24 protein-coding genes and 1 pseudogene are annotated in these 25772 nt (G+C 39.1%); 8 read left to right on the top strand and 17 right to left on the bottom strand.

Going from position 1 to position 25772, the window contains the following annotated elements:
- Window positions 1-5: 5 nt before the first annotated feature.
- From pheS to speA, 10 genes and pseudogenes are all read right to left on the bottom strand, one after another.
- On the bottom strand, window positions 6-989 hold the full coding sequence (pheS, locus tag GW828_RS08265; protein ID WP_182698526.1) for a phenylalanine--tRNA ligase subunit alpha: 984 nt from the start codon (window positions 987-989) through the stop codon (window positions 6-8).
- A 394-nt stretch (window positions 990-1383) separates the two neighbouring features.
- On the bottom strand, window positions 1384-4227 hold the full coding sequence (locus GW828_RS08260) for an ExeM/NucH family extracellular endonuclease (RefSeq protein ID WP_273059170.1): 2844 nt from the start codon (window positions 4225-4227) through the stop codon (window positions 1384-1386).
- Between the two features lie 206 nt (window positions 4228-4433).
- On the bottom strand, window positions 4434-5318 hold the full coding sequence (locus GW828_RS08255) for a putative ATP-dependent zinc protease (RefSeq protein WP_124018124.1): 885 nt from the start codon (window positions 5316-5318) through the stop codon (window positions 4434-4436).
- Between the two features lie 52 nt (window positions 5319-5370).
- A complete protein-coding gene (locus GW828_RS08250) occupies window positions 5371-5721 on the bottom strand; it encodes a DUF3802 family protein (RefSeq protein ID WP_124018123.1) in 351 nt (116 codons plus the stop codon).
- Between the two features lie 82 nt (window positions 5722-5803).
- On the bottom strand, window positions 5804-6379 hold the full coding sequence (locus GW828_RS08245) for a YceI family protein (RefSeq protein ID WP_165870182.1): 576 nt from the start codon (window positions 6377-6379) through the stop codon (window positions 5804-5806).
- Between the two features lie 50 nt (window positions 6380-6429).
- The gene (locus tag GW828_RS08240; protein WP_124018121.1) at window positions 6430-6927 is read right to left on the bottom strand and encodes a YaiI/YqxD family protein; all 498 of its coding nucleotides are present in this window, start codon (window positions 6925-6927) and stop codon (window positions 6430-6432) included.
- Window positions 6927-7565, bottom strand: a complete 639-nt coding sequence (pdxH, locus tag GW828_RS08235; RefSeq protein WP_124018120.1) for a pyridoxamine 5'-phosphate oxidase — start codon at window positions 7563-7565, stop codon at window positions 6927-6929. The genes GW828_RS08240 and pdxH overlap by 1 nt, the downstream gene beginning before the upstream one ends.
- A gap of 194 nt (window positions 7566-7759) precedes the next feature.
- Window positions 7760-7843: pseudogene (locus GW828_RS08230) on the bottom strand (hypothetical protein); the annotation flags it as partial.
- Between the two features lie 198 nt (window positions 7844-8041).
- Window positions 8042-8971: an adenosylmethionine decarboxylase gene (locus GW828_RS08225; protein WP_273059164.1), complete on the bottom strand. Its 930-nt coding sequence runs from the start codon at window positions 8969-8971 to the stop codon at window positions 8042-8044.
- 73 nt (window positions 8972-9044) lie between these two features.
- Window positions 9045-10955 (bottom strand): biosynthetic arginine decarboxylase, encoded by a 1911-nt coding sequence (gene speA / locus GW828_RS08220; protein WP_273059162.1) that lies wholly within the window; start codon window positions 10953-10955, stop codon window positions 9045-9047.
- Window positions 10956-11542: 587 nt separating this feature from the next.
- On the opposite strand from speA, the gene GW828_RS08215 reads away from it, so the two are divergent.
- The 5 genes from GW828_RS08215 (at window position 11543) to GW828_RS08195 (ending at window position 15807) form a co-directional block, all read left to right on the top strand.
- The gene (locus tag GW828_RS08215) at window positions 11543-12376 is read left to right on the top strand and encodes a CvfB family protein (RefSeq protein ID WP_182698523.1); all 834 of its coding nucleotides are present in this window, start codon (window positions 11543-11545) and stop codon (window positions 12374-12376) included.
- A 105-nt stretch (window positions 12377-12481) separates the two neighbouring features.
- The gene (locus GW828_RS08210; protein ID WP_124018116.1) at window positions 12482-13135 is read left to right on the top strand and encodes a YceH family protein; all 654 of its coding nucleotides are present in this window, start codon (window positions 12482-12484) and stop codon (window positions 13133-13135) included.
- A gap of 38 nt (window positions 13136-13173) precedes the next feature.
- Window positions 13174-14007: an ABC transporter permease gene (locus tag GW828_RS08205; RefSeq protein ID WP_124018115.1), complete on the top strand. Its 834-nt coding sequence runs from the start codon at window positions 13174-13176 to the stop codon at window positions 14005-14007.
- On the top strand, window positions 14004-14903 hold the full coding sequence (locus GW828_RS08200; RefSeq protein WP_273059158.1) for an ABC transporter ATP-binding protein: 900 nt from the start codon (window positions 14004-14006) through the stop codon (window positions 14901-14903). The genes GW828_RS08205 and GW828_RS08200 overlap by 4 nt, the downstream gene beginning before the upstream one ends.
- Before the next feature lie 769 nt (window positions 14904-15672).
- Entirely contained in the window at window positions 15673-15807 is a 135-nt protein-coding gene (locus GW828_RS08195; RefSeq protein WP_273059156.1) for a hypothetical protein, read from the top strand.
- A gap of 75 nt (window positions 15808-15882) precedes the next feature.
- On the opposite strand, the gene GW828_RS08190 is transcribed toward GW828_RS08195, so the two are convergent.
- The 3 genes from GW828_RS08190 to GW828_RS08180 form a co-directional block, all read right to left on the bottom strand.
- Window positions 15883-16089, bottom strand: a complete 207-nt coding sequence (locus tag GW828_RS08190; RefSeq protein ID WP_124018113.1) for a cold-shock protein — start codon at window positions 16087-16089, stop codon at window positions 15883-15885.
- A 253-nt stretch (window positions 16090-16342) separates the two neighbouring features.
- The gene (gene rlmA, locus GW828_RS08185; RefSeq protein WP_182698747.1) at window positions 16343-17164 is read right to left on the bottom strand and encodes a 23S rRNA (guanine(745)-N(1))-methyltransferase; all 822 of its coding nucleotides are present in this window, start codon (window positions 17162-17164) and stop codon (window positions 16343-16345) included.
- A gap of 25 nt (window positions 17165-17189) precedes the next feature.
- Window positions 17190-17993 carry a hypothetical protein gene (locus tag GW828_RS08180; protein ID WP_182723811.1) on the bottom strand — a complete coding sequence of 268 codons (804 nt, stop codon included), beginning with the start codon at window positions 17991-17993 and terminating at the stop codon, window positions 17190-17192.
- A gap of 1557 nt (window positions 17994-19550) precedes the next feature.
- Between GW828_RS08180 and GW828_RS08175 the strand changes: the two genes are divergently transcribed.
- Together GW828_RS08175 and GW828_RS08170 are read left to right on the top strand one after the other, a co-directional pair.
- Window positions 19551-20735 carry a reverse transcriptase family protein gene (locus GW828_RS08175; protein WP_273059152.1) on the top strand — a complete coding sequence of 395 codons (1185 nt, stop codon included), beginning with the start codon at window positions 19551-19553 and terminating at the stop codon, window positions 20733-20735.
- A gap of 1 nt (window position 20736) precedes the next feature.
- The gene (locus tag GW828_RS08170; RefSeq protein ID WP_273059150.1) at window positions 20737-20940 is read left to right on the top strand and encodes a retron Se72 family effector protein; all 204 of its coding nucleotides are present in this window, start codon (window positions 20737-20739) and stop codon (window positions 20938-20940) included.
- A gap of 288 nt (window positions 20941-21228) precedes the next feature.
- Here the strand turns inward: GW828_RS08170 and GW828_RS08165 are convergent, their stop codons facing one another.
- Both GW828_RS08165 and GW828_RS08160 read right to left on the bottom strand, forming a co-directional pair.
- Window positions 21229-21810 (bottom strand): DUF6037 family protein, encoded by a 582-nt coding sequence (locus tag GW828_RS08165; RefSeq protein ID WP_273059148.1) that lies wholly within the window; start codon window positions 21808-21810, stop codon window positions 21229-21231.
- A 91-nt stretch (window positions 21811-21901) separates the two neighbouring features.
- Window positions 21902-22630 (bottom strand): hypothetical protein, encoded by a 729-nt coding sequence (locus GW828_RS08160; RefSeq protein ID WP_273059146.1) that lies wholly within the window; start codon window positions 22628-22630, stop codon window positions 21902-21904.
- 459 nt (window positions 22631-23089) lie between these two features.
- Between GW828_RS08160 and GW828_RS08155 the strand changes: the two genes are divergently transcribed.
- Window positions 23090-23329 carry a hypothetical protein gene (locus tag GW828_RS08155; RefSeq protein ID WP_273059144.1) on the top strand — a complete coding sequence of 80 codons (240 nt, stop codon included), beginning with the start codon at window positions 23090-23092 and terminating at the stop codon, window positions 23327-23329.
- 195 nt (window positions 23330-23524) lie between these two features.
- Here the strand turns inward: GW828_RS08155 and GW828_RS08150 are convergent, their stop codons facing one another.
- Both GW828_RS08150 and GW828_RS08145 read right to left on the bottom strand, forming a co-directional pair.
- Window positions 23525-24631, bottom strand: coding sequence for a protein kinase domain-containing protein (locus tag GW828_RS08150; RefSeq protein ID WP_273059142.1), 1107 nt, complete (start codon window positions 24629-24631; stop codon window positions 23525-23527).
- Window positions 24632-25006: 375 nt separating this feature from the next.
- Window positions 25007-25402 carry a hypothetical protein gene (locus GW828_RS08145; protein ID WP_273059140.1) on the bottom strand — a complete coding sequence of 132 codons (396 nt, stop codon included), beginning with the start codon at window positions 25400-25402 and terminating at the stop codon, window positions 25007-25009.
- Window positions 25403-25772 lie beyond the last annotated feature (370 nt).

Raw genomic sequence — 25772 nt, 5'->3', positions numbered from 1 at the left:
CTCCGTTATTTGAATTGCTTAAGAAAACGTAAATCGTTCTCGAAGAAGGCACGTAAATCATTTACGCCGTAGCGCAACATGGTTAAACGCTCAACGCCCATACCAAAAGCAAAACCAGAATATTTTTCAGGGTCAATACCCACACTGCGCAGTACGTTTGGATGTACCATGCCACAGCCTAATACTTCTAACCACTTACCGTTTTTACCCATCACATCCACTTCGGCAGAAGGTTCTGTGAAAGGGAAATAAGATGGGCGGAAACGTACTTCTAAATCTTGCTCAAAGAAGTTACGCAAAAAGTCATGCAAGATACCTTTAAGCTCAGCAAAGTTAACATTTTCTGCAACCATTAAGCCTTCAACTTGGTGGAACATTGGCGTGTGTGTTTGGTCGTAATCGTTACGATAAACTCGGCCTGGAGAGATGATCCGTAGCGGTGGCTTTTCATGTTCCATCGTGCGAATTTGCACGCCAGAAGTTTGGGTGCGCAACATCACTTTTGGATTAAAGTAAAACGTGTCATGATCGGCACGAGCAGGATGATGCTCAGAAATATTTAACGCATCGAAATTATGGAAATCATCTTCGATTTCAGGACCTTGCTTAACAACAAACCCAAGTTCACCAAAGAATGTTTCGATACGTTCGATTGTACGCGTAACCGGATGTAAGCCACCAATATCTAACGTACGACCAGGTAAAGTGACATCGATATTTTCAGCAATTAATTTAGCTTCTAATTCTGATGCTTTCAATCCGTCGATACGCTCAGTCAACTGTTGTTGAACGGCTTGCTTTGCTTGATTGACTGCGGCACCAAAGGCAGGTTTTTCTTCTGCGCTTAATGACCCCATCATTTTCATCATGTCAGTGATTTTACCTTTTTTACCAAGGTAATCGACACGGATATCATCCAATGTCTTTAGATCACTGGCCTTATCAATGACCTCTAAGGCTTGTTCTACGATCTCGGTTAACTGCTGCATGTTATCATCCACTGCATTTGTGCATATCAATGCGATTGGGCGTCTGGTCGACTATTAACAATCAATAGTGACGACGCGGTAGTTTAACTCTTGTCAAAAGCCACAAAGAGCTAAAACTAAGGTTAAAAATAAAGACTGAAATTTTACGTTAGCGACTACCATTTTACTAGTCATTATTGGACTTTTTAATGCCAAATAGTTGTATTTAACTACAATTTCGACGTCTATGTTGCTAGTGATTGCCTATTGCCTATCATTCTTATTAACTGCAGGGGAATTTTTACATGCCAGCCACAAATCATTTGGCATAATTACGTAATAAAAAAGGCGCGTTATGCGCCTTTTTACTGAGACTAACTCAAATAGATACTCATCGATAATCAGTCAAATCTTATTATCTAAAGCGCATCGTTGCTGAGCCTGTTTCACCATCATTATCAACCACAGTTAACTCAACGGTATGTTCACGACGGCTGAAACTAAAGGCCACAGGTCCGCGCGCTTTGCGGCCATTATTAAAGGCCCATTGCTGGCGCTTAATGACACCGTCTTGGTCATAGCTAGTTGAAATAAATAACTGCATAAACCATAAATTTACTCGCTGAATTTGCGCAATGGGGGCCATGTTGACAGGCTCCACAATACTTATGCTGCTGACACTCGTCGCAACATCACCTTTGTCATCGGTAACGGTTAATTGCACTTGGTAATCGCCTGGTTGCAAATACTGATGCGAAGCCGTCACGCCGGATACCACAGTGCCATCACCAAAGTCCCATTGATGCTGAACAATTTGGCCGTCACTATCAGTTGAAGTTGACTGAACGTGCAATACACTGCCATTTAATTGTTGCTCAAAGCTGGCCACAGGTAACGCATTTGCTGGAGCAAATTTAAACGAGATAATCACAGGATCATGATCGGATGAACGAAATGCATCCGCTTGATACAATTCTTGCAGTTGTGTTGCCGATTTATACTCTTCGTTATAATCCAGTACGATAGGCTCATCGGCGTTAATGTGCCATTGAGTAATGCCGACTAAGTTACTGACTAATTCATCATTGGCTAAAGCATGATCTAGCTGACCTGACTCACCAGAAAACACATAAGAGTAAGGCTTTTGGGCACCGACATAGCTGGTTAATTCATTATAACCATGACTTGCTAGCATGGTTAACGGATCTTCTTTTGCGTAGGCATTTAAATCGCCTATTACCAGTACTTTGCTATCAGGGTATTGCACCGCTAACCATTGGCCAATAGCATCACTTGCTCGAGTTCGGGTTTGGTTACAATTACCTTGACCATCTTGTAAGTCAGGATCACCAAGACTATCACAGCTGCTGCCTTTAGATTTTAGATGATTCACGGCAACCACAATATTCTCGTCTGTGCCATTGACCGTAAATTGCTGAGTGAGCATTGGACGATTTTTACTGTCATCAAACAATTGCACGCCATTATCATCAGCGGGTGAATTTGCTGATGATAAAATCCCAGCCTCACCAGATAGCGTCAGTTTATCAGTGCGATAAATCATTCCCACAGTAATCGCATCAGTGCCGATTTTTGCCACGTTAGGCATAACATACGCATAAGTTGTTGTGCCTAGTGCCGCATTTAAACCGCTAACAAGATCACTGATGGCCGAGCTAGTGTCATAGCCATCATTCTCAATCTCCATTAAACCAAAGACATCGGCATTGATCGTTTGCATGGCATTGATAATTTTTGCGCGTTGACGCTCAAATTCAACGGCTGAATCAGCACCGCGATCAGTTGGAAAACCGTTACCGTTACCATCGCCATTGAAGTAATTGAGCACGTTAAAACTGGCGACTCTTAAATCGGCATCGGCAACCACTTCTGGTGCCATTTGACGTGGATTACTTTGGATAACATTCACTAAACTGGTCGGCATAATGCGGAATTGACTAAAGCCATAATGCATTACCCCTTCAAGCCTAGTCACACTATCACCCACTCGTAAGGTATTATTAGCCGATAGCCCGGGCGCAGGATACGGGATCACTTCAGGATTTTGGCGAGTTGAACCATCATCTAAAATAATGCTGTCACGGGAATTCGCGGCTGTAACGGCAACAGCATCAGCACCTGGAGTCGCGACCTGAGTTCCAATAAAGTGGCGGCTACTGCCTAATAACACTTCCCCATAGCGGCCTAAGCTATATACCTCATTGACCACTAAATCCTGGTCAAAATACACACGCATACCTTCAACACGCTCAAGCTGCTGACTGTCATTTATTGGCAAGGTAACTGATGAGACACTTGGCAACATTTGCTGAGTAGCACAAAGCGCAAATTGGCTAACGCCCGATAACTGAGTCACACCGTTATATTCTGCTACATTTGCGGCTACTCGAATCCTATCGCCCGCATTAACTTGTAACGCCTGAGTGCCGGTATAGACAAAAATACCTTCCGAAGTGTCTATATCAGCATCAGCTTCAAGGTCTGTCATTTGCAAGAACACGCCTTTTAAACCCGCTTGCTGATCGCTGGTGACAATGGCTTCAACAACCACTGTACTCCCTATCAATGCGCTGGCTTGAGCATTACCTTGTATTTCATGAATAGCGACAGCTGATTGACCACAGACAAACTCAACTGGATCAACTGGATCAACTGGATCAACAGGATCCGTTGAACCATTGGCAGAAAATCGTCCTAAGTCACTAATGTCATCTTGCGCAAAACCTTGCCAGCCCACAAATGTTACGGCATCGTCAATCACTTGATCTGCTGTTAAATTATTTGTATCACGGCGCAACGTATTGTTTTGGGTAGAGGTATCGCCACTGCCCCATTCAGCACCGGGATCGACGCCTACTTGGCCTAAAGAATCGATAACATTGTCGCTATGAGTCAGCACAATGGCATCATCACCATTAAAAAAACTACCATTAGAAGTCAACTGGGCCAATGCTAAAATATCTGCTGAAGCATCATTATCAGCAATCACAAAAGTAGAGTTAGCCGCAATGTTGCCTGAAAGATTAATCTTGGTTGACGCAGAAGTATTACCATTAAAATAAAATGATAATACATAATCACTTAAATCAATATTGGTGCCTGTTGGGTTATATAACTCGATAGCTTTATTATTACTACTACCTTCCACGTATTCTGAAATAAGTAAATCTTGTGCGCTGACTTGAAAAGCCATTAATGTTGATATTGATGCCGCAAGCAAGGTTTTATTGCTTAACATAATAGACCCTTATTATTATCCATAATTTTAGTTAACTGATTTATATCGTAAACATATTTTTATCGATTTATAGCGTAAATCGGCTGTTACTATATCGGTAACCGATGACAGTTAGGTTGCAGGTATGTTGCAGGATCAGATAAAAGTAATAAAAAAATACCGCTCATAATGAGCGGTATTAATAAGATGAATTGGTTTAACTGTGATTAATGTTTTTTGGACACATCGACCATATAATGACCTTGCAGCCAATTGCGGCCAATTAATAATTTGTAACCCATTTTGCTGCGGTCTTTAAGGTTAACGTCAACAACATATTCATGACGAGGTTCACCAACATTTAACCTCACCATGTATCGTCTTTCTGTACCTTGTGCATTACGAATTAATGAGGTACCACGAATTTTGGTGCGAACCTCTGCTTGCTGACCTTTTTCGTTAGCTGTGGTGAATGTGATCATTTTACCTATGTTATTTTCGATATTAACTGTGTCTTCTTTATCGACGCGAATATTCACCGCGTGTAATGAATTTTCAACAGCCCCCGTATCAATGCGGGTATTATACAACAAGCCAGTTTGCTTAATACTCAACTCAGCTAGAGGCCCAATCATTTTTTTATCTGAAACATCCACGATATAATCATGCTTTAAAAAATTACGCCCTATGAGTAATTTATGATTCATATGGCTACGATCACGTAAATTAACATGAATATTATGAAACTCATTGGCAAAGCCGACGTCGAGTTTCACCATATAACGTGTTTCAATCCCTTGAGAATTTTTGACTCTAGATGTGCTGACTATTTCAGCTTGAATACGTTTTTTCTCACCACGCTCATTTTGTGTAGTAAATTCAACAATTTTACCGACATCGTTTTTCATTTTCTTAGATGCACCGCCAATAATATCTATATCGACTGCGTGTAATGAGGTATTGGCAGCACCGGTATCAATGCGGGCACGATAATGAAGTCCAGACTTAGCAACAGTCATGGTTTCAACTTGTCTTAAAACGGTTTTATCACTTGCAAATACGGATATAGAAAGGAAACACAATACAGCGGCAATCACAATTCTTTTAAACATGATCAATTCCAAAAATCCACAAATCGCTTTAATAGCGGGCGTTTAGCTGCGTTTAACGCAACAAATGATCAACTTCTTGATCAAATAAATTTTTAATTAAACCAGAAAACTCAGTAATAAAAATACTCTGTTCAGGGGTGGCTAAATGATTAGCGACAGAGGCTAAAATCTCTTCTAAATCGTATACAATTGCGTCAATTTCACGGATCACCATATTGCGCTCAGCAAACGATAGCTGTGGGTTCTGGCCGCAAACCATAATAATCTGAGCAGATAACTGCTCTTCAAACAATTCCATGACAGTTTCAGTTGCCGCTACATTATTCTCAGATGACTCAAACAGCCCTAAATGTTCAGTTAAATACTGAATTAAATGTATGTACCCTTCTTTGTCAGTAACCATTTTATCCTACCTTTCTTGAAACGACTTAACCGAAAATGGCTTTCAATCGTGATGATCGAATGCCATTTTCAATCACCGATAACTACTGCGCTAAGGTTAGCACAAATGACACCGGCACTGCTAAGCTGATGCTCGGTAAACCGGCCAATTCTTTGAGTTTTTCGACACCTGCCACAAGACCGAATTCATTTGCTTGTACAATCACAGGCGCTAAACTTGAAACCACCATTTTCTTATCAGATAATTTTGCCACTAACACATCAAAGCTCTTCTGTTGTTTCTGACCATGTAACATAATGGTCGCTTCAACTTGGGTCGTTAATGTGTCACCGACTTTTAATCCGGCAAGCAATTTAGGATTGACCACCGCATCTATCGTTAACGTTGGAAACTGCGCGACTTCAAATAACACTGACTGCAAGCGCTGATCACGAATTTCAACACCAGTATCAACACTGGTTAAATCAATCGATAAAGAAAATGCACCCGCATCCGTTAATGAACCAGCAACGTGTTTAAAATGATTCACTTCAGCAATATCAGTTTTCTTAATCGAAATAAAGCTTACTCGAGAATGATCTTGATTGACTTGCCAGTCGCTTGCCATCACAGATGTGCTGAGCAAGCTAGCGGCTAATAATGGTAACCATTTTTTCATCATAAAGTCCTTAGTATAGAAAGTCAGATTAAGTATAGAGTAATATTTGCTTATATTTTGCTGGGGATCAATTTAGCCAGCCATTTGTCTAATGCTTGTGCAAACGCATGCTTATCCGTTTGTGAAAAACTATTCGGGCCACCAGTATGAATACCACTGCTGCGCATTTCTTCCATAAAGTCACGCATAGTCAGGATCTGTTTGATATTTTCCACGGTATAAACCGTTCCTCTAGGATTTAATACAAGCGCACCTTTATCAACCGCATCCGATGCAAGGGGAATATCAGCAGTAACCACCAAATCCCCTTGTGCCACTTGTTCGACAATGTAGTTGTCGGCCTCATCAAAACCTGAGCTCACTCGTATCATGCTAATTAAAGGTGATATTGGTACTTTAATCATCTGATTAGCAACCAGCACAAGTTGAATCGATTTCCGCTCAGATGCCCGAAATAACATCTCTTTAACCGGATTAGGGCAAGCATCAGCATCAACCCAGATTTTATTCGTTATCACAGCTAAAAGCTCCTGTTCATTAACACTCATTAAGGTGCCAAACGATCAATATTCCAATCAGCATCGGTTTTGGTGTAAATAAATCGGTCGTGTAATCTGTGTTCACCACCTTGCCAAAACTCAACGCTAGCAGGACGAACTAAATATCCGCCCCAAAACTTCGGCAGAGGGACTTCACCTTGGGCAAACTTTGCTTTCATTTCTGCAAATTTTCCTTCAAGGGCCTGTCGCGCACTAATTTTGCTTGATTGCTTAGATACCCAAGCAGCAATTTGGCTGTCTTTGGGTCTAGACATGAAGTATTTTGCCACATCTAACATCGATAATGGCTCCGCTTGACCTAATACCGCGACTTGGCGATCAAGTGGATGCCATGGAAACAATAAACTGATTTTGCTATTGACGGCTATTTGTTTAGCTTTGCGGCTTTCTAAATTAGTAAAAAAAACAAAACCGTTGTCATCAAATTTCTTCAGTAACACAATACGTTGAAATGGCTGACCATCTTCATCAACCGTAGCAACGCACATAGCAGTTGGATCGGAAAGCTGAGCATCTTTAGCTTGCTGCATCCATTGTTCAAACAGATCCATTGGGTTAGCAGGTAAATTAGCCCTTCTTAATCCACCTTGGGTATATTCACGGCGAATATCACTTAAATCACTCATACTGGCTCCTCATTAAAGCTTGCAAGTTGTATTCTACGCTGAGCTGACACAAAAAAGCCAACGTCAACACGTTGGCTTAGGTGTTTAATAGTAAAGTTAAAATTACTTTTTAATTAAGCCTTTACCTTGGGTCCAAACATACAGTATTTAAAGGTCCAATGTTGCACCTGCAAGCGCGGTAATTTCAGCAGAATTTATGATGCTGCGACTGCAACAACATCTATCGCAACAAGACCCATACCACGTAAACCGCGCATCATTGCCATTGATTTATCACAGGTTAAGCTACAACACTCTGAGGTACCCGTAGCGGATGAAAAAGCACCATCTAAGTAATCACGATAACAGTGTTAGACTCAATGGGTTTAAAATTAAGCGCTTGGCGTAAATAGCTAAATACATTTGAATAAAGCCAATAATCAGCTTTGTCGGTGAAAGGCGTCATAGGCTATGCAAAAGCTAGCTAGCACCGATAATTACAATAAAATAGGCTTCAGCACTTCTAAGCAATCTTGCTGATAGTGGCTAAAATGTATGTTGTAACCTTGCTCGAGAGTCATCGCGCAATGGCTTAAACACACATAATTTAACATTGGCTTATTGGCCATATGACTATTAAAGCCAATAATATCGCAGCTGTTAGGCTGTAATAATACGATAAGCTCAGCAAAAATATCGACCTGATTTGAGCTAATATCGATGTTGGTTTCAACACTCACATAAGAGCTATTTTCCTGCGGCGTAATGTGTATAGTAAAATATTCAGCACCTCGAATACCATTAATGGAATACCCTAAAGGACTGAATAAATATTGATCAACACTAAAACCGCTGAATAATTGTTCCAATTGTAACAGCTGACTAATTTGTTCTGTTGATTGATGCTCGCCACGTAAATAGTCTGCTACGGTACCAGAAATATGATACATCAGTAATTCATTGGTGGTATCAAGTGGACTGGCTTGATAATGCTTATCTGTGGTAAAAATATAATGGTGATGGCTATCTAAATGACCCATTCTATAGGCCTGCCCACCAATAAAATCTCTTAACCTAAGCACATCATCGCCAAAAGAGCTGGCTTGTAAATGAGCATAATATTCATTTTTACGCTGATAACACACATAGGAAATCGCTTGTTCACCTATATGCTCAATGAAGTAACAGGCTGATTCGACTAACGTACTAGCCCCGCATGTGAGCACAACGATACGATCATCCCAAACAAATAAGCTTGATTCACTCAATAAATAAGCATCACAAAAATCATTGCTTATGCTAGATAAAATGTCTGCATTTGAGGCAGCAACAAGCCCCTGCCAAAACGTTCGATCTAAAGACCGTAATTTAGGCGCGGCTGCATCAACAATAATCTCTAACTTTTTCTCTGAACCTTCAAAAAACATCTTAGCAACTTAAAAGCCTAGCCACCTGAGGGTGCTAGGCTTTTTGGATAACAAGTTAACCTAATAGAAGAGATTAAAAATCTTCTAAGTAAGTGTAGCCTTTAAGACCTAACTGCAATTCTTCTAGAATACTAGCTCGCTCATCTTCAACAATATGCTGATTCACAAGCTCTTCATAGGTGCGCATAAAGTCAACAGCATCTAGATTCACATAGCGTAATACATCTGCTACCGTGTCGCCTTGTAAGACAGACTCAATCTGGCTTAATCCACGCTCATCGATACGCACTACTGCTGAGTTAGTATCACCAAATAAGTTATGCATATCGCCCAAGATTTCTTGGTACGCACCCACCATGAAGAAACCAATCAAATACGGGCTGTCAGCACTCCACGTAGGTACAGGTAAGGTCGTTTCAATACCTTGACCATCAACATATTGATCCACAATACCGTCTGAGTCACAGGTAATATCTAACATAACCGCACGGCGCTCTGGTGCTTTATCTAAACCAGATAAAGGCAACACAGGGAACACTTGATCAATACCCCATGCATCAGGTAATGACTGGAATAATGAGAAGTTAACGAAAAACTTATCGGCTAATTTTTCATTTAATTCATCAATCACTGGACGATGATAACGGTTATTGTTACTTAATAATCCCTTCACTTCATGGCAAACACGTAAATTAGCTTGTTCTGCCCAAGCTCGGTCAGCCAAACTTAATTGACCCACAGCAAACAATGAGTGTGCTTCAGAAATATCACTTTGGCTATCATGATAAATTTCAATAATCGCACGTTGATCATAACGACCGCTGATTTCTAACCAAGATTGCCACATATTGTGGAGCAATTGCGGTGCATCTTCACTTGGTTCCTGAATATTTTCAGGAAGATAGGCTTCAGTACCTATAACATCCGTAATCAACACTGCATGATGCGCCGTTAAATGGCGACCTGATTCAGAAATAATACGCGGCATTGGTTGCTCGTATTCATTACATAAATCGGTTAATACATTGACGATATTGTTTGCATACTCATTTAAACCATAATTCATTGAGTTGTTGCTTTGGCTACGAGTACCATCGTAGTCAACCGCTAACCCGCCGCCGACATCGAAACAATCAATACTGGCGCCTAGTTGGCGTAATTCACAATAAAAACGACCAGCTTCACTTACGCCTTGGCGAATGTCACGGATGTTGGCAATTTGCGACCCTAAATGGAAATGTAATAACTGTAGAGAATTAAGCATGTTAGCACTTTTCAATTCAGCTATAACTTTCAACACCTGCGCTGCAGATAAACCAAATTTGGACTTTTCACCACCACTGGCTTGCCATTTGCCTTTACCTTGGAAAGCCAAACGTACACGTAAACCTAAACGAGGTGTAATACCGAGCTTTTCAGCTTCAATTAATACCATTTTAAGTTCTGACATTTTTTCCAGAACGATATACACCTTATGGCCAAGCTTTTCGCCGATAAGCGCTAAACGAATATATTCTTTATCTTTGTAACCATTACATACAATCACTGAGCTGGCTTTTTGTGCCATAGCCAATACAGCCATTAATTCAGGCTTACTACCAGCTTCAAGCCCTAATTGAGGGACTTCTTTCGATTTTTGGCTAGCTAAAATTTCTTCAACTACCGTTTTCTGTTGGTTTACTTTAATTGGGTAAACTAACAAATAATCATTTTGATAATCGTACTTCTTAATTGCATCATTAAATGCTTCGCATAAACTTTCCACTCTGTGGTGCAAAATCTGCGGGAAACGGACTAAAACCGGTAACGAAACGCCTGCTTCAACCATACTTTTAGCTAATTCATTTAAGCCAACTTTATGATCAGGATTTTGTGGGTTAGGTGACACTGTCACTTCGCCATCTTCACGAATACCATAAAAACCTTGGCTCCAGTGAGTCACGTTATAACCCGAGCGAGCATCTTCGATAGACCAATCAGACATAATTATTTTCCGTATTTGTATCAAAGTTAGCAGTGCCGCAATAGGGGCATCTACTTGTTAAAAATCCAGATAACACAACAAGGTTATCTCAACAGTAAAAGAGTGTGCAGCACGATTGAAGCTACAAAACTCTTGACTAAAAAGGCACTGCCAAGTGCCCTAATGTCATCTCATCTTTATTTATCTATTGCACAACATCTAATGCTAATCATCTTACGCAGATATTCACAAATCATGCAAATTTTACTAACAGAGTATCGACTAGTTGCTGTAACAGGTTTTTTACTGATTTCGCGCACGGTTAGATCACTTTTAAATCCCAAAACCAGTAACATTTTCAGCCTTTATAAAAACGGCGCAATTAAAACCTGCAATGGCGTGTAATGCAAGTTAATTACCGAATAATTACCAGAAAAAAACGTCTATATTCGATGAGTTAAACATCAATAAACAGTACCTCAACCATAAATGATTTTTAATCGTGCTTAATTGGCACAACGTCAGCTAAATTTACGTGTATAATTAAGCGGATTTCCAAAGATCATCTTTTCATTTTTATCTTTCATTAAAGTAGAGCAGAGTCATTCATGATACAAATCGGTAAACGTTATTCATTAGAAGTCGTTAAACAAGTTAATTTTGGGGTTTATCTAAATGCTCAAGAGCTTGGGCAAGTCTTGCTTCCTAATAAATTTGTCCCTACCGGTTGTAATGTCGGTGATATGGTCGATGTATTTCTTTACTTAGACTCAGAAGACATTGTGATAGCTACCACCCAAAAAGCACTTGCTCAAGTAGGTGAATATGCTTACTTAAAAGTGGTTGCAACAGGCCCATATGGTGCCTTTTTAGATTGGGGATTAGACAAAGATTTATTACTGCCTTTTGGCGAGCAACACAAACCTGCCGAAGAAGGCCACTCATATTTAGTGTATGTTCATGCTAACCATGCAGATGAACGCATCATGGCCTCCTCTAAACTGGATAAGTTTGTTGATAAAACAGAAGCTCATTACACCGAAGGCGAACAAGTTAACTTGATCATTGGCGGCACAACAGATTTAGGCTACAAAGCTATTATCAATCACCAGCACTGGGGAGTGATATACCAAAATGAAGTGTTTCAAAAACTTCGCTTTGGCCAAAAAGTCACCGGTTTTATTAAAACGATGCGCAGTGATGGCAAAATTGATCTTGTGCTGCAAAAAGGTGACAAAGATGAGCTCGATAAAAATGCTCGCTTGATCATCAATAAACTGCGCAGCGCAAACGGCTTTTTACCTTTACATGACAAAACTGATGCCGATGTTATTTATGACAAACTCGCTATGAGTAAGAAAGCCTTTAAAAAATCTATTGGTGGTTTATTTAAAGCAGGTGAAATCACTATCGAAAGTGACGGCATTCGCTTAACTGTGTGAACAATAATCGATTAACCTCCCTAAACTAGTGCAATCCTTTGAGAAAAAGCATGGCTCTGTTATAAAAGTAATAGAATCATGCTTTTTATTAAAAGGATACTGTTTATGGAATTAACCCCGCTAGAAGCTCGAGTTATCGGGTGCTTGCTCGAAAAAGAACTTACAACTCCTGATCAATATCCCCTGTCATTAAACTCACTTACCCTAGCATGTAACCAAAAAAGTAGCCGTGAACCGGTTATGTCACTCAGTGAATCTCAAGTACAAACGATACTCGAAGACCTCACTAAAAAACGCTTAATCAGTGAGCAATCCGGTTTTGGTAGTCGCGTCGTAAAATATAAACATCGCTTTTGTAATACTGAGTTCAGCGAATTACAGTTAACCAGTGCTGAAGTTGGATTAATTTGTGTGTTGTTATTACGTGGTCCTCAAACGCCAGGGGAACTCAAAACTCGCTCAAATAGACTGCACGAGTTCACTGATGTATCCCAAGTTGAATCCGTATTACTGGCATTAAGCCAAGGTGAAAAACCCTTAGTAGTACAACTTGCTCGAGAGCCGAATAAACGTGATTGCCGCTTTCTTGAGTGCTTCAGTGGTAATGTTGACGACTATGATGTTAACAGTAGTGATGCCATTGTGGTTTCAGGCCACACGCAGCAAACATTACAGCAAGATACTCGGATTGCAGAATTAGAGCGCAGAGTTGAATTGCTGGAACAAAAGCTCGCACAATTAGAACCCCTATTAGACTAACTTATGCTTTCCGTTAAACGGTAAGCAAGGACAATATTATGGAAAGTACTGCCTCCCCATCAACATTGACTCATATTTGGTTATTAGCCAAATATGAGTTAAGCAAACGCTTTACCAATAAAAGCGGCATGATTTCATTAATTGCCTTTATGTTAATTTGGGCAATTTTATTACTGTATCCGATTAAGAGTGCATCTGAATTTATTATGCAGCCAAACTTCAGAGACTTTACCGAAGCACTCTTTGGACCGGGGAGTTTACGCCATTTATTCGAATGGCCAGTTGAAGAATTTGCAGTGTTCTGGCTAGCCGCACTATATCTGTTTCCCATGTTCAGTATTTTTATCGCTGCAGATCAATTTAGCTCGGATAAGCAACGTGGTAGCTTGCGATTTTTAACCTTAAGGGTTAGTCGTAGCAGTTTGTTTTTTGGACGTTTCCTAGGTCAAATGCTGATCCAATTAATGCTTATTGTGTTAACACTATTGGCCACTATCGCATTGGCTCTTTCGCGTGATATGTCATTATTACTGCCATCGATCACCACCAGCCTATTAGTGATGGTGAACTTAGTCATTGTATTATTGCCCTACACTGCCGCCATGGCGGTGCTGTCATTACATGCCAACTCGGCCAGACAAGCGAGTATCTTTGCGGTTATCTTGTGGGCTGTGGTATCGATTTTTATTGCCTTGATCAATATGAACTTCCCCCAACTGAGCTGGTTAAATTGGATATTGCCAGGTTCGCAAATTTCTAATTTAATTAATACTCAAGGGTTAAGCTCTTTCGCACTAGCTCCCATCCCATTACTGCAAACTGCGGTTATTTTATTTGTCGGTAAACACTTAATGAGCCGGAGCGCACTATGAGTATCATTCAATGTGACAACCTTTCTAAGCAATATGGTAATAAACTGGCGCTCGACACAGTATCGTTAACGTTGACACAGGGCGCACCCATTGCATTAGTTGGTCCTAATGGGGCCGGTAAAACGACCTTATTCAGTTTATTATGTGGGTATATTCAACCCACCAATGGCAGCATTAGCATTTTAGGCCACAAACCAGGTAGCAAAGCGCTGCAAGGACTATTATCTGCATTACCACAAGATGCAGCATTAGATCCTAATTTTAGTATCGTGTCACAACTGCAATTCTTTGCCCAATTACAAGGCATGACAACAAAAGCCGCCAAGCAAGAAGCATTACGAGTACTTGCGCTTGTTGATTTAACCGATTCTGCTGAAGCTAAGCCCAAAAGCTTAAGTCACGGGATGAGCAAACGAGTCTCAATAGCACAAGCGTTAATGGGTTCACCTAAAATTGTCTTACTCGATGAACCAACTGCTGGACTTGATCCTGCCAATGCGAAAAAAATCCGCCAGATTGTTAAAGATTTATCAGGTAATACGACATTTGTGATCAGTTCACATAACCTAGATGAACTTGAAAAGTTATGCGACCAAGTTGTCTATCTTGAGCATGGCAAACTACAACAATCTGTATCGATAAAAGCCAGTCAAGCGACTGACTTTATTACCCTGACAATGAAACAGTGCGACATGGATAGCCTCCACCAAAAACTATTGGGGCTAAACGATATTATTCAAGTTAGACGCATCGGTGATGATCAATATGTTATTGAGTACCAAAAACAGTCTGGCTTTGCCATTGAAATACAATTATTTGAGCTGTTTACGGTGAATCAATGGCAATATAAAGCCCTGCTAAAAGGCAGAACTTTAGAAGAAACCTTATTCTCTTAATATTTAGAGATTATTCAGAATATGACTTATGCTCATCAGCTTCGCTAGTGATGAGAAAGCGACTCACTGCACGTTATTGCAATAGTATGTAGTCCCCTTATTTATGATTAACTAGCACTTTTCATAAACGAGGGGCTCCAAAAATGTCACATCATCATCCCCTCTCAATTCCGTGATCGTCTCTTGATATTAACAATGCTCAAACACCATCCATTCCCAAAAAGGCTCTTAAACTCGCACTCCTTAGTCACTCGCTTGAACTAGCAGGCATAGACTGTATTAACCAAGAGTAAATTAATCACACAGCGCACAACTTACATCGGCCAGTTATCGTCATTACATCTAGCGGATCAGTTTGAGATATTTTTTAATTACTCAGGTTAAGCTATGGGAAGTAAGTAAGCTAAATCCATCCCATTCGGCCTATTTCATTAACCTCGCATTTGTTTTGTTAGCAACACAGATCAACACCTTAATAACCAGCCCATTGCAAAACAATGAAATCCAATCCGCGATACAACCTACTGTTTGATAATCGTTTATTATCCCGAGTCGAGCTTATTCTCTATTAAATGACAAGCCTCAAGCCCATAGCGGCGAGTAATCGATGATTAAACAAGCTCTAATGAACGATTAACGCGATACCAGGTCTAAGCATTAGAAAATAATATAATAAGCGTAAGTAAAACTGAGATTTATGTTAATAGATGGTAGAAGGTGGATGATGGACAGTAATTGATCATGACTTGATAAAAATAGATAGTTTTTGATGATAACAACCGATAGCAAGAGCTGGATGATGATGATTGATATGGGTATGGGTATGGGTATGGGTATGGGTATGGGTATGGGTATGGGTATGGGTATGGGTATGACGACAATACAACAAGAGTGTAAAAAGTAAACTTTTAAAATAAAAAAAACTGCAGCAATAAATTGCTACAGCTTTAAAGTCCTAACATTTAGCTCGAGCTAAATATTAAACTACTGAAACGTTCTCAGCTTGAGGACCTTTCTGACCTTGAGTCACAGTGAAAGAAACTTTCTGACCTTCGTCAAGAGTTTTGAAACCGTCTGAATTGATAGCACGGAAGTGAACGAATACGTCTGGACCAGACTCTTGCTCAATAAATCCGAAACCTTTATCAGAGTTAAACCACTTAACAACACCAGTAACTTGAGACATAATATAAATCCTGTAAAAAAATAGTTAAAGCCTTAACGGCGGTAAAGCTGGAAAATGCCGGTATTACTTATGTTTACAGGACGAAACTGTTCGTATTGATAAATATAAGCCCAACCTTCAAGCTGAGTAAACTATAAACCATTTTAGAAATAAGTCAACAAACATCGGCAAAACAACCCTATTTATTTAATGCCATCACAAAACGGTTTATCTTTGAGCATCAAATAGTTATTTATATCAATTATCTGATTGTTTATTGTTCGCGTTGATGAATTTCGATTTTAAAGTCTATCTCACATTCGAGCCCTTGCTCTATTATTTGAGACTTTTGTGAGTCACTCAGCTTCCAGGCGTAAGGCGTCATATTAAGAAAATGATCAATATCTTCTGTACGCGTCAGTGACAACGAATAACCAAGCTCTTCATGTGCTAAATACGTAAATCCTGCTAATACTATCGACTCTTCAGAGTGTAGTTTGGGTTCACTGTAGATCTTCTTCTTCAACGCATAGTGATGCATAGGGCCTGGTGACACAGTAATGAGTATTCCTCCTGGTTTTATCACCCTTTGTAACTCTTCAATTTTAGAGGGCGCATAAATACGGATGGCTAAATCAAAACTGTCGTCTGCAAAAGGCATTTCAAATGCACTCGCAACGCAAAAATTCATTGTTGAATAGCGTTTTGCGGCATAACGAATGGCAAACTTAGAAATATCCAGCCCGAAAAGTTCAATGTCGGATTGCGTGGCAGATTGTAGTGTTTCAAACAACCTATGACTGTAATATCCCTCACCACAGCCTATATCAAGGATCTTGTTTACATCAGTGGTATATTCAAGCGCTAACTGATTTACCTTGTCACTTAGCGGTTGATAAAAACCTTGATTAAGAAACTCCCGCCTAGCAAACATCATTTCTTTGTTATCACCAGGATCTTTGGTTTTCTTCTTCTGTACTGGTAATAAATTAACGTAACCTTCTTTAGCAAAATCAAATTGATGGCGTTGTTCACATTGCAATGATTTTTGTTTTTGTACTAATGGGGCATTACAAATAGGGCAAATATAAGACATGTTGGACTCTAGAGTTACTGAAAAATTAAAGATCGTCTTCACACAGCTTATTGACCATTTCCGACACGTCTTTAGGGGCTAATAGTTCAAAACAATCTAATTTACGTTGTAGTTGTTCATTACTAACAATCTGTTCATTTGATGAATATCCTAAGTTGGTACGCTCTAATGACTGATGATAGGTGCGTAACAACCATTGGTGCTTATTTTGCAATAAATGATCAAGTTTTAATAGCTCGGTTGATACACCAGGGTGGATTTTCCCCGACTCACCGCGCAAATAGTCACGTAACTCTCGTCGTACTTGCTCTAATTCACTAATATGAACAGCAAGCATGTTAGAGGGCTCATCATGATCAAACTTACGGCCTAATATCGCTTTAGCCATAACGAGAACTTGAGGTTCGCTCAAAATCCGTAAATCATTCTCTAAGGTTACTAATTCAAAACGAGTTTCGGTAGATAAACTAAAATAAACACCCGCATCGATGTTAATGCTAACCGTTACGCCACGTCTTAGCTGTTCAATACACACCCGAGGCGCCACGCCTGTTAAAGGATATAACTTTATCCCCTGCCCCACACTACGTCTTTGCTGTGGAGTGTTGTTAGTCGGCGGCATCGTTTCAAAAGCAAAACTCAAGAACGGCTGAATTCGGGTGATGAGAGTCGCTTGAGTGTGACTAACTTGGCTAACCACAAACTCAACCAAAGGACTACTCATCGCTGATAACACTAATAAGTCACTCACACTATCAGGTAAGTGAAGCGTCAACGCAGTCGGTTGAACTATTTCACTCACACAGGGTTGAGTAAATACATGATGCATAGAATATCCCTTTATTACGTTATTGAATTTTAATCAGCAAATCCTCATTAGTCACGAGTAAACGAGTCAATATTAGAATTAATTTAATTGTAGATTAACTCATCATCATTTTTTTATGCTGATAAATATTAACATGATTTTACTCGGGAAAAGGATCTTATATTTACTATGGCTAACGCAATTCAACCGTCCCTATTTTGAGGTGTACACGCCCGTTTTGTCGCATATCCATAAAGCGCTTGGGTGCTCTTCCATGTGGTGCAGTTGATTGTTTTCAATGCAGCAACCGCAGTGTTCGCACACGTAATAGGCTGTTAATGTGTTCACCCTCGCTTAATGGCGGGGTCAACTTTACAAGCTCACGGTCAAAGGTGTTAAGGCTGGTTGCCAGCATGTCTAGGCACTGCTAGTTAGTGAACACCATGCCAAGTTTAATGTTGTGACCAGTTTGGCCAAAGCAGGCCGTTTCAATACCGGCAGGTTCAACACAGGTGCTTAATACTTCACCCTCACCCGTAGCAACTAACACACCACCAGTAAGAATGGCACCAGTAAACCCCCAGTGCCATAAGCCTTGTTTTAATATTCATGCAGCACCTGGTAAACAATAAGCAAAAAAATGGGCTCCAATACAGGAGCCCAACGGCAAGGGTCTAACGAGAGAGAACGCATAAAGGAGCAAGAGAGGAAGCAAAGCCAGTTACGCAGTGGTATCAAGCTTACATAAACTGTAGCTGATTTCAGGGGTAGAAATACGCCATATATGGCGTGTTTTACGCCACACATGGCATTGGTCGAATTGAGTTTGCGTGATATGTAAGATTTAAGATGGCTAGGCGATATATGTGATGGTCTTATGAAACTGTAGAGATTTATAGCTAAAAATAATCAAAATTTCAAAGATATTTATGATGGTTAGAAAAACTAAAATTACTGTTTATAATAGTAGCCAACTCACACATTTATGATTAATAGTTACTGAAATCATTTATTTATATTTACAACAAAACATTTTCAATATACTCTTAAAGTGTAGGTGAAATCGCCTATTTGCTATTGTTTTCTTTGTGTAATAAACAGAAAAACGACGCTCTTTTGAGCGAACCTCTAATTCATATTATTGGTTCATGACCCGCATCCGCGCTCTTACTTCGTTCTTTAGGCTGCATTCAGTTTCGCACCTTTATTTAACGTATTATTGGCGACGGTTGTCTGGCACTGATTTGAGAAGTCGGCTCAACGGTCATTACTAAGATTTCTGTTAACGTTTTTATTGGTCTGGCAGGCACTTCGCTAACAACCTATAAGGACAAAATATATGTTTATATTTAACATGCGTTACACAAGTAAAAGTGAAAACACAGAGTTCGAAATTGGAGTCAATTACGAATCCTCTGAGAAGCAAAATGACCAGAGCCCAAAGGGCTGGATAGGACTAGTTTTAGACTACCTCCCTTTGGCTGTTAATTTATTTTTAGGTGTAACACCATATATTCTTGATGTTTTATCTAATATTAGCTAACAGCTGACTTCTCTTAATCAAAACAACGGTGACTTATGGATAAGCCCAGATACCCCTGTAAACCAATCGGTTCTATTGATGTATTAGCAACAACATTAGGCGTTCATAAAAAAAAACTGATTGATATTGCATCTAAAGTTAATTCCTCATATACAAGTCATGAACTACCAAAGCACCCGATCACAGGGAAAATCAGAAAAGTAGTTGATCCCAAACACGAATTAAAAAAAATCCAAAAACGAATCAACTCTAGAATTTTTGAATTAGTTATATTTCCTCCTTATTTACATGGAGGTATTAAAGCAACTTCATCAATAAAGCGTGATTACGTTGAAAATGCCTCTCAGCATGGTCACAGCCAAACACTAATAAACTTAGATGTAAAAAATTTTTATCCTAACATCAAGACAAATGCAGTTAGTGGTATTTTCAAATATTTTTTTAGATTTAGCGATGACGTAGTTGAAATACTAACAACGTTAACAACTTACAATGGCAGCTTACCTCAAGGTGGCTGTACTTCAAGTTATTTAGCAAATCTAGTATTTTTTAATACAGAATATAAACTGGTAAGCTCTTTTAGAGGGAAAGCCATTCGATATACAAGATTGTTAGATGACATAACAATTTCATCTAAAAATAAGATTGATAGCAAATCAACCACTAAGATAATTCAAAAAGTCTCGGCGATGCTCAGAAAAAATGAATTATCATTAAAAAGCAATAAAACAAAAATATCGGACCGTTCTGAAATACATAAAGAATTCGAAGTTACTGGACTATGGGTACAACCAGTAAATCCTCAAATGAGAAAAAAAGATGTAAGGCATGTCCGCCAACTTGTATTTGAATGTGAAAAACTTGCATCCAAGTCTAAAACGAGTGAGGACTTTCACATCTTATGGAATAAAACATCTGGATTAGTTGCTAAATTAAGTAGATTAAATCACTCTCAGGCCATTAGTCATCGTGAACGATTGTCTAACATGCTTCCTGAATATGACCAAGAAGCACAAGACAAGCTGGTTAGAAGCACAAATGCTGCTTTAAAGGTTCCTGTCAGTTCCCACTCAAAATGGGGAGTACTAAAAAAATATAATCTGATAATTTACAACCTTGGAATTTTGGCTAGGACGAATAAAATACTATCAAAAAAATTAAGAGTGTCATTAAAAAAACATTATTCATCAGTAACAACAATCAGCGAATATTGGGGATAAAATGTCTAGAGAGAATGGTTTTGTAAATACTTATGATGATTTTAAATGTTTTGGATTTATCCGCAGAGAGAAAGGCAAAGATGTTTATTTTTCAATCGATGATTTCTCTGACGATATAGTTCACGTCTCGATCGGTACCAAAGTTAACTTTGACACATCAAAAGAGTCAAAAGGACCCCGAGCACGAAATATATTAATAGAATAAGTTGATTTTCACATTATTATTGAATGCCTTCTTCTTCCCTAAATGGTGTACTCGATGATTGTGTACGAGCTAACCTTTTTTTTGTCCTAAGTCCTACTTCAAACTAGTTCAGCTTAATATTGCCACCCATTATTTTTGCTTGACCTTTAAAACTCATACGCTTTGCTTTAGGCAGCAATAATTGTGGGTGGCCTGTTTAGCTTTATGATGTTTTGACTGCTAAAGCTGTCAAATAAGTTAGACCCGCCTATTGACTGGCGGGAGGCTCATATGTGTTACAAACACTGTTCACTTTGGTAACGTTAATTTTTTTGCTTGTTTTGAACAATCAGACCAACAGCTACTGATATTTTTTGCTTTGCAAGTTCTATATTCTTTTTCACCAATTAACTTTCGAGTTTTATCTAGGTTTTGTTCTGTAACATTGCTACCACGTGCGTTTTGATCTCGCCATCCAGTAAAGTAAACTTTCTTTTCTTCCTCTGCCAAAGATACATAAGGTGCTAGGAGTGAAGGTTCAATTGGTTGGTTAGAAATAGCGATCTTGGGGATAGATTTATTAAACTCATTGAAAAACTTAAAAGGGCTAAACTTATTATTCGGATCGTAGGTTAAACCTAAAACTATACAGAGTCCTTTAAAAACTGCTTTGTCAAGGTTAGTCTCGATCTCAAAACCTTGACCAACTTCCACTTCAAAACCAAATGTGTGCCCCTTTGCTCCAAAGAGCAATTTAAAAGGACTTCCATCGATAAAGAAAAACACATTAAAAGATGCCGTGCCTAGCTTAAAGTCAAAACAATATCTTTCTATTTTTTGAGTTTTCATGCTTATGTATAAATCTTTAATTCCATCTAACTTTAGTTTCATTAATGCTCCTTTAAATTTCATACTATTAAATAATAACCTTATAAATCAGAAGATTGTCAAGATTTACAAAGGTACTAAGTCAACTGAGGCGCTATAAGCCATTTTGCAATTCATTTTTTAATGCTTTAAGCAATCCCGGAGCAGATTCCCTGACGAAAGCTATTTGAGCTTTTGAGAGGGGCTCACCATGAACCGCATAGTTACATACTGATATAACTTCCATTACTCCAAGAAGAACATTCTTGGATATTTGCTCATAGTTTTTTAGCTCATTCAATAACTTGCCAACGGAGTATCTACGTTTATATTTTTCATCAGCATCTGAATATTCGCGCAACAGATTTTCAAAAGATAATCTTACTTTGAACATTTCAACGTGGACTGGATCAACACCGTAATCATATACATCATCTTCTGGGGCTGTTTTAATGCCCATTTTATCCAGGGTGCGTTGTATCTGTTCAGAGAGATCTGGTATCTCAGAATCTTTCGGCGGTACAGCGCCAGACTGAAAATATATCTGGTTACTGTTAGCATTCGATACCTCGATTGAAGACTTGATTTCAGTTTTGAGTATGGAAAGTTGATGGTTTACATCTTTCTTCAAATCATCGATTTGTTGTTTTAGTTTTACACCAAACAAGTCCATTTCTTGGAATATTGGCGCAAGACAAACGCCAGTCAATATGACGAAAACGACAACGTCGAAGTAGGAAGGGCTCCCCTCGATAAGCTTTGGGTATCTACCATACAAATAGAATCCTATAACAACAACGAGGATCCCCCACCATACAGTTTTGAAGCTTTCAGAATTCTTCATCTATAACCTGCCATCCTTAAGGCTTATAAAGCATATTAGTGTGAATCCGATACACACTCAAAGAATATTAACCAAAACCTAACATCAATATTGCTTTATTTATCAATATTTTTAGTAACTTATCAGCTTAAACACCTCTGATCAATCACTCTTTAGTCTAGGCGAAAGCGGAAACCTAAATAGCCGCTTAATATTGCCCCATTTTTTGCTAAGTCACTCAAACGTATACGCTTTGCTTTAGGCAGCAAATAGCCGTATGACCGAAGGTTCTCGATGACACCATGTTAGCTTTATAAAATGGCTGGATGGTTATCGATAACTCACTTAACTGATAACTCATAAGTAAAATTGACCGTATTCTAAACGATGCCCCCAGTGAATTTTCGTCAACGTGCAAAATAAACAGGTTGGCACGAGTCACGTGATTTGAAGTGTTACCACCTGACCAAAGACGGTTTTATGTTTTTAGTGATGGGCTTTACCGGTGCCAAAGCTGCCAAACTCAAGATCAACTTCATTAATGCCTTCAACGGAGTCCAAAAGCGACTTAGCCGCACTCAACATCCGTTTGAGCGTCAGCGCATGATGTTTACATGGGAAGGCGGCAAAATAGTGAGTTCGCAACCGATACATGATGACCAGTTTGTCACCAGCCGCGATAAATTAGTGCAGTACATACAACGAAAACACCTCCAATAACACCGATGCTAGATCCGTTACTTGGTATACCCAATACAAGATTTCGTCGTTGAGACATTATTTTGTTAACAGCTTCTTTTTCTTTGCTGTTTGATGTAAGAATCAAATAATAGTTATCAGCAATCGCTTCAGCGTAGTTTTCTAGTTTTAATTGTTCCATATTCTATTTTATATACTCATTACTTTATTAGTCATTTAAGCGCCTTGTTTAATGCCTTTTGGAGAAGCTGCATTAAACCTCGCTTCGAAACTTGTCCAAGTATTATATAAATGTGGGTTGTATGTTTCGAGAGGTTCACATTTCCCAGAAGATCCCAACTGACTTTTAACTGCCATTATTTTAGTGTGACTATCCACGCACCTATTTTTAATTTGATCAAGTAAGAAAGCTTGTACTTCTTGAATATTTGGCCTATCTGAAGCTGTGATTGATAGCATTTTTTGGATGAAAAGTTTACACTCTCGACTTACATTTTCATTTTCGTTCTTAATTTGACAACCGTTGCGAACCCATTTTTTCCACTCATTACTTTTTAACCACTTTTTGGTATTACCTTCTAAAGGATCAGGCCAGTAATCAGATAGTTTAATTCCAACGGGGTGAAAACCATCCGAGAGCAGCTCATACAATATAACCCCTAGAGCAAACATATCAGTCTTTGGTGATAGAGGTTCTTTACACCACTGTTCCGGCGCTATATAAGGTCTCGTACCTTCAAAATAATTATAATTTATAAATGCATTAGCTAAGCCAAAGTCAGCCACCATTGCAAATTTATAAACGTCTGAATCGGAGTGAATGCGGAGCATTTCCTTAACGTCTCTTATAAAAATGTTTCCGGGCTTGAGATCTTGATGACAGATTAGCCCATTTCCATAACAGTGTGTTAAACCCAGACATGCATAATATATTAAAGAAAGTTTTTCTATTTCTGAAGCTGTACCACTTTCTATTACTTTACCTAGGTCACGACCCCAGTAACGAAATAGTGCAATTGGCACTCCCATGACTTCATTAAAATCAAATGCCCAATTTACAAATGAGTTATGATAGTAATTTAACTGATTTTTAAGCTCTTGTATAAATCGATTTGCAATATCAACTTTTGAGACACCTTCGATCCTTTTTGGAACTTTAATACAAACATATCTAGAGGCAACATTTTCACCTTGATCGAAAATGTAAATATCCCCGGCCATCCCAGAGGTTTTTGCCACGCATGTTGTGTCGCCCTTTAACTTCGTTGAAAGTATGAGTTCTTTCATCCTATCTTCGAGTGAATAAAAATCCATATCTTCCATAACCATTTCTCTATAAGTTTCCGCGTGGGCATTTAGCGTTTTAGTATTTGTGCGTTGCGCTGTTTACATGGCAGAAAACGCTTGCTGAACTTGGCCGATGCCGAGTCCTGGTTAATTGGTACCCTTTAGGCTATAGGAATTTGCTTTTTTTGATGCTGGCTCTGGGCTGCAGAGCTATTTTGAACGGGTAATATGGCTTGGTATGTACGTGTTTCATTGAAATTCCCTTCTCATAGTGGTGTTCCATCACATCTTTTTTAAGTCTAACTGATTCAATGAGGTTAATACACTCGATTGAATCAGCATTTGGCTCCGCGCAGCCAATAATCGTGGGTGGCCATGTATTGTGAGATACCTCCGGCTACCCGATTAGTTTTATTTTGTGTTGACTGAAAATAAGGATCCGTCTCTCCAATCGATATTATCCCCGATTGCTGACGCCGTTTTATGTAATGCTGCGGAAAAATTATCTCCTGCCCCGTAAATACCACAATTTTGGCACTCACATAGATAAGTTTTGTTCTCTAATTTATAGACATTTAACTTTTTTTCACCACATTGAGGGCAGTAATCAATCGACTCAAAAAATTGTTTCTTTTGTAGTTGAGCCGCATCAATAACCTTTTTTTTCGTTTTAGCTATTAAAGCAAATGCATCTGCATTCATATCTTTGATATCAGAGTCAAATTTTTCTTTTGCTCTTTCTTCAGCGCTCGGTGGTTGAGGTGCTTCTTCTGGGAAATCTTCGAAATAATCAGACCATTCGCCCATATCCATTCATCCTTTTTAATATACACACTTTGATAATAAAACTAACGAGACTGTAGAATAACTCTAACAGCCAAGTCCAATTAAATAACGAGCTCCTGAAATCAATCCTAAGCACTTTTAAGACGCTAGGTAATGCATTTGGAACCCTAAAAAATGGCTGTTTTTCTTAAAAAAATAAAAATACTACAACTTCAAGGCCGTATTCAGAGGCTAAAAATTGATGTCCAAAATAGCAAGGCACGAGCAACGGCCAGCTGTTTTTTGTCCTTTGCAATGCATTGATACTCATTGAGCCTCCTCCCTAGCAAGCCGCATCAGCGGTATGCTTAAGGTGACTAAACCAACAGGAGAAAGCTCAATGAGATTTTAT

The sequence above is a fragment of the Shewanella vesiculosa genome (genome assembly GCF_009994065.1).
GTDB lineage: Bacteria > Pseudomonadota > Gammaproteobacteria > Enterobacterales > Shewanellaceae > Shewanella > Shewanella vesiculosa.
This window is presented reverse-complemented; position numbering and strand designations above follow the sequence as displayed.

Bases quoted from the DNA above. Each gene is read 5' to 3' on its own strand.
- pheS (WP_182698526.1), bottom strand. From the start codon at position 989: ATGCAGCAGTTAACCGAGATCGTAGAACAAGCCTTAGAGGTCATTGAT.
- GW828_RS08260 (WP_273059170.1), bottom strand. From the start codon at position 4,227: ATGTTAAGCAATAAAACCTTGCTTGCGGCATCAATATCAACATTAATG.
- GW828_RS08255 (WP_124018124.1), bottom strand. From the start codon at position 5,318: ATGTTTAAAAGAATTGTGATTGCCGCTGTATTGTGTTTCCTTTCTATA.
- GW828_RS08250 (WP_124018123.1), bottom strand. From the start codon at position 5,721: ATGGTTACTGACAAAGAAGGGTACATACATTTAATTCAGTATTTAACT.
- GW828_RS08245 (WP_165870182.1), bottom strand. From the start codon at position 6,379: ATGAAAAAATGGTTACCATTATTAGCCGCTAGCTTGCTCAGCACATCT.
- GW828_RS08240 (WP_124018121.1), bottom strand. From the start codon at position 6,927: ATGAGTGTTAATGAACAGGAGCTTTTAGCTGTGATAACGAATAAAATC.
- pdxH (WP_124018120.1), bottom strand. From the start codon at position 7,565: ATGAGTGATTTAAGTGATATTCGCCGTGAATATACCCAAGGTGGATTA.
- GW828_RS08225 (WP_273059164.1), bottom strand. From the start codon at position 8,971: ATGTTTTTTGAAGGTTCAGAGAAAAAGTTAGAGATTATTGTTGATGCA.
- speA (WP_273059162.1), bottom strand. From the start codon at position 10,955: ATGTCTGATTGGTCTATCGAAGATGCTCGCTCGGGTTATAACGTGACT.
- GW828_RS08215 (WP_182698523.1), top strand. From the start codon at position 11,543: ATGATACAAATCGGTAAACGTTATTCATTAGAAGTCGTTAAACAAGTT.
- GW828_RS08210 (WP_124018116.1), top strand. From the start codon at position 12,482: ATGGAATTAACCCCGCTAGAAGCTCGAGTTATCGGGTGCTTGCTCGAA.
- GW828_RS08205 (WP_124018115.1), top strand. From the start codon at position 13,174: ATGGAAAGTACTGCCTCCCCATCAACATTGACTCATATTTGGTTATTA.
- GW828_RS08200 (WP_273059158.1), top strand. From the start codon at position 14,004: ATGAGTATCATTCAATGTGACAACCTTTCTAAGCAATATGGTAATAAA.
- GW828_RS08195 (WP_273059156.1), top strand. From the start codon at position 15,673: ATGATAACAACCGATAGCAAGAGCTGGATGATGATGATTGATATGGGT.
- GW828_RS08190 (WP_124018113.1), bottom strand. From the start codon at position 16,089: ATGTCTCAAGTTACTGGTGTTGTTAAGTGGTTTAACTCTGATAAAGGT.
- rlmA (WP_182698747.1), bottom strand. From the start codon at position 17,164: ATGTCTTATATTTGCCCTATTTGTAATGCCCCATTAGTACAAAAACAA.
- GW828_RS08180 (WP_182723811.1), bottom strand. From the start codon at position 17,993: ATGCATCATGTATTTACTCAACCCTGTGTGAGTGAAATAGTTCAACCG.
- GW828_RS08175 (WP_273059152.1), top strand. From the start codon at position 19,551: ATGGATAAGCCCAGATACCCCTGTAAACCAATCGGTTCTATTGATGTA.
- GW828_RS08170 (WP_273059150.1), top strand. From the start codon at position 20,737: ATGTCTAGAGAGAATGGTTTTGTAAATACTTATGATGATTTTAAATGT.
- GW828_RS08165 (WP_273059148.1), bottom strand. From the start codon at position 21,810: ATGAAACTAAAGTTAGATGGAATTAAAGATTTATACATAAGCATGAAA.
- GW828_RS08160 (WP_273059146.1), bottom strand. From the start codon at position 22,630: ATGAAGAATTCTGAAAGCTTCAAAACTGTATGGTGGGGGATCCTCGTT.
- GW828_RS08155 (WP_273059144.1), top strand. From the start codon at position 23,090: ATGTTTTTAGTGATGGGCTTTACCGGTGCCAAAGCTGCCAAACTCAAG.
- GW828_RS08150 (WP_273059142.1), bottom strand. From the start codon at position 24,631: ATGGAAGATATGGATTTTTATTCACTCGAAGATAGGATGAAAGAACTC.
- GW828_RS08145 (WP_273059140.1), bottom strand. From the start codon at position 25,402: ATGGGCGAATGGTCTGATTATTTCGAAGATTTCCCAGAAGAAGCACCT.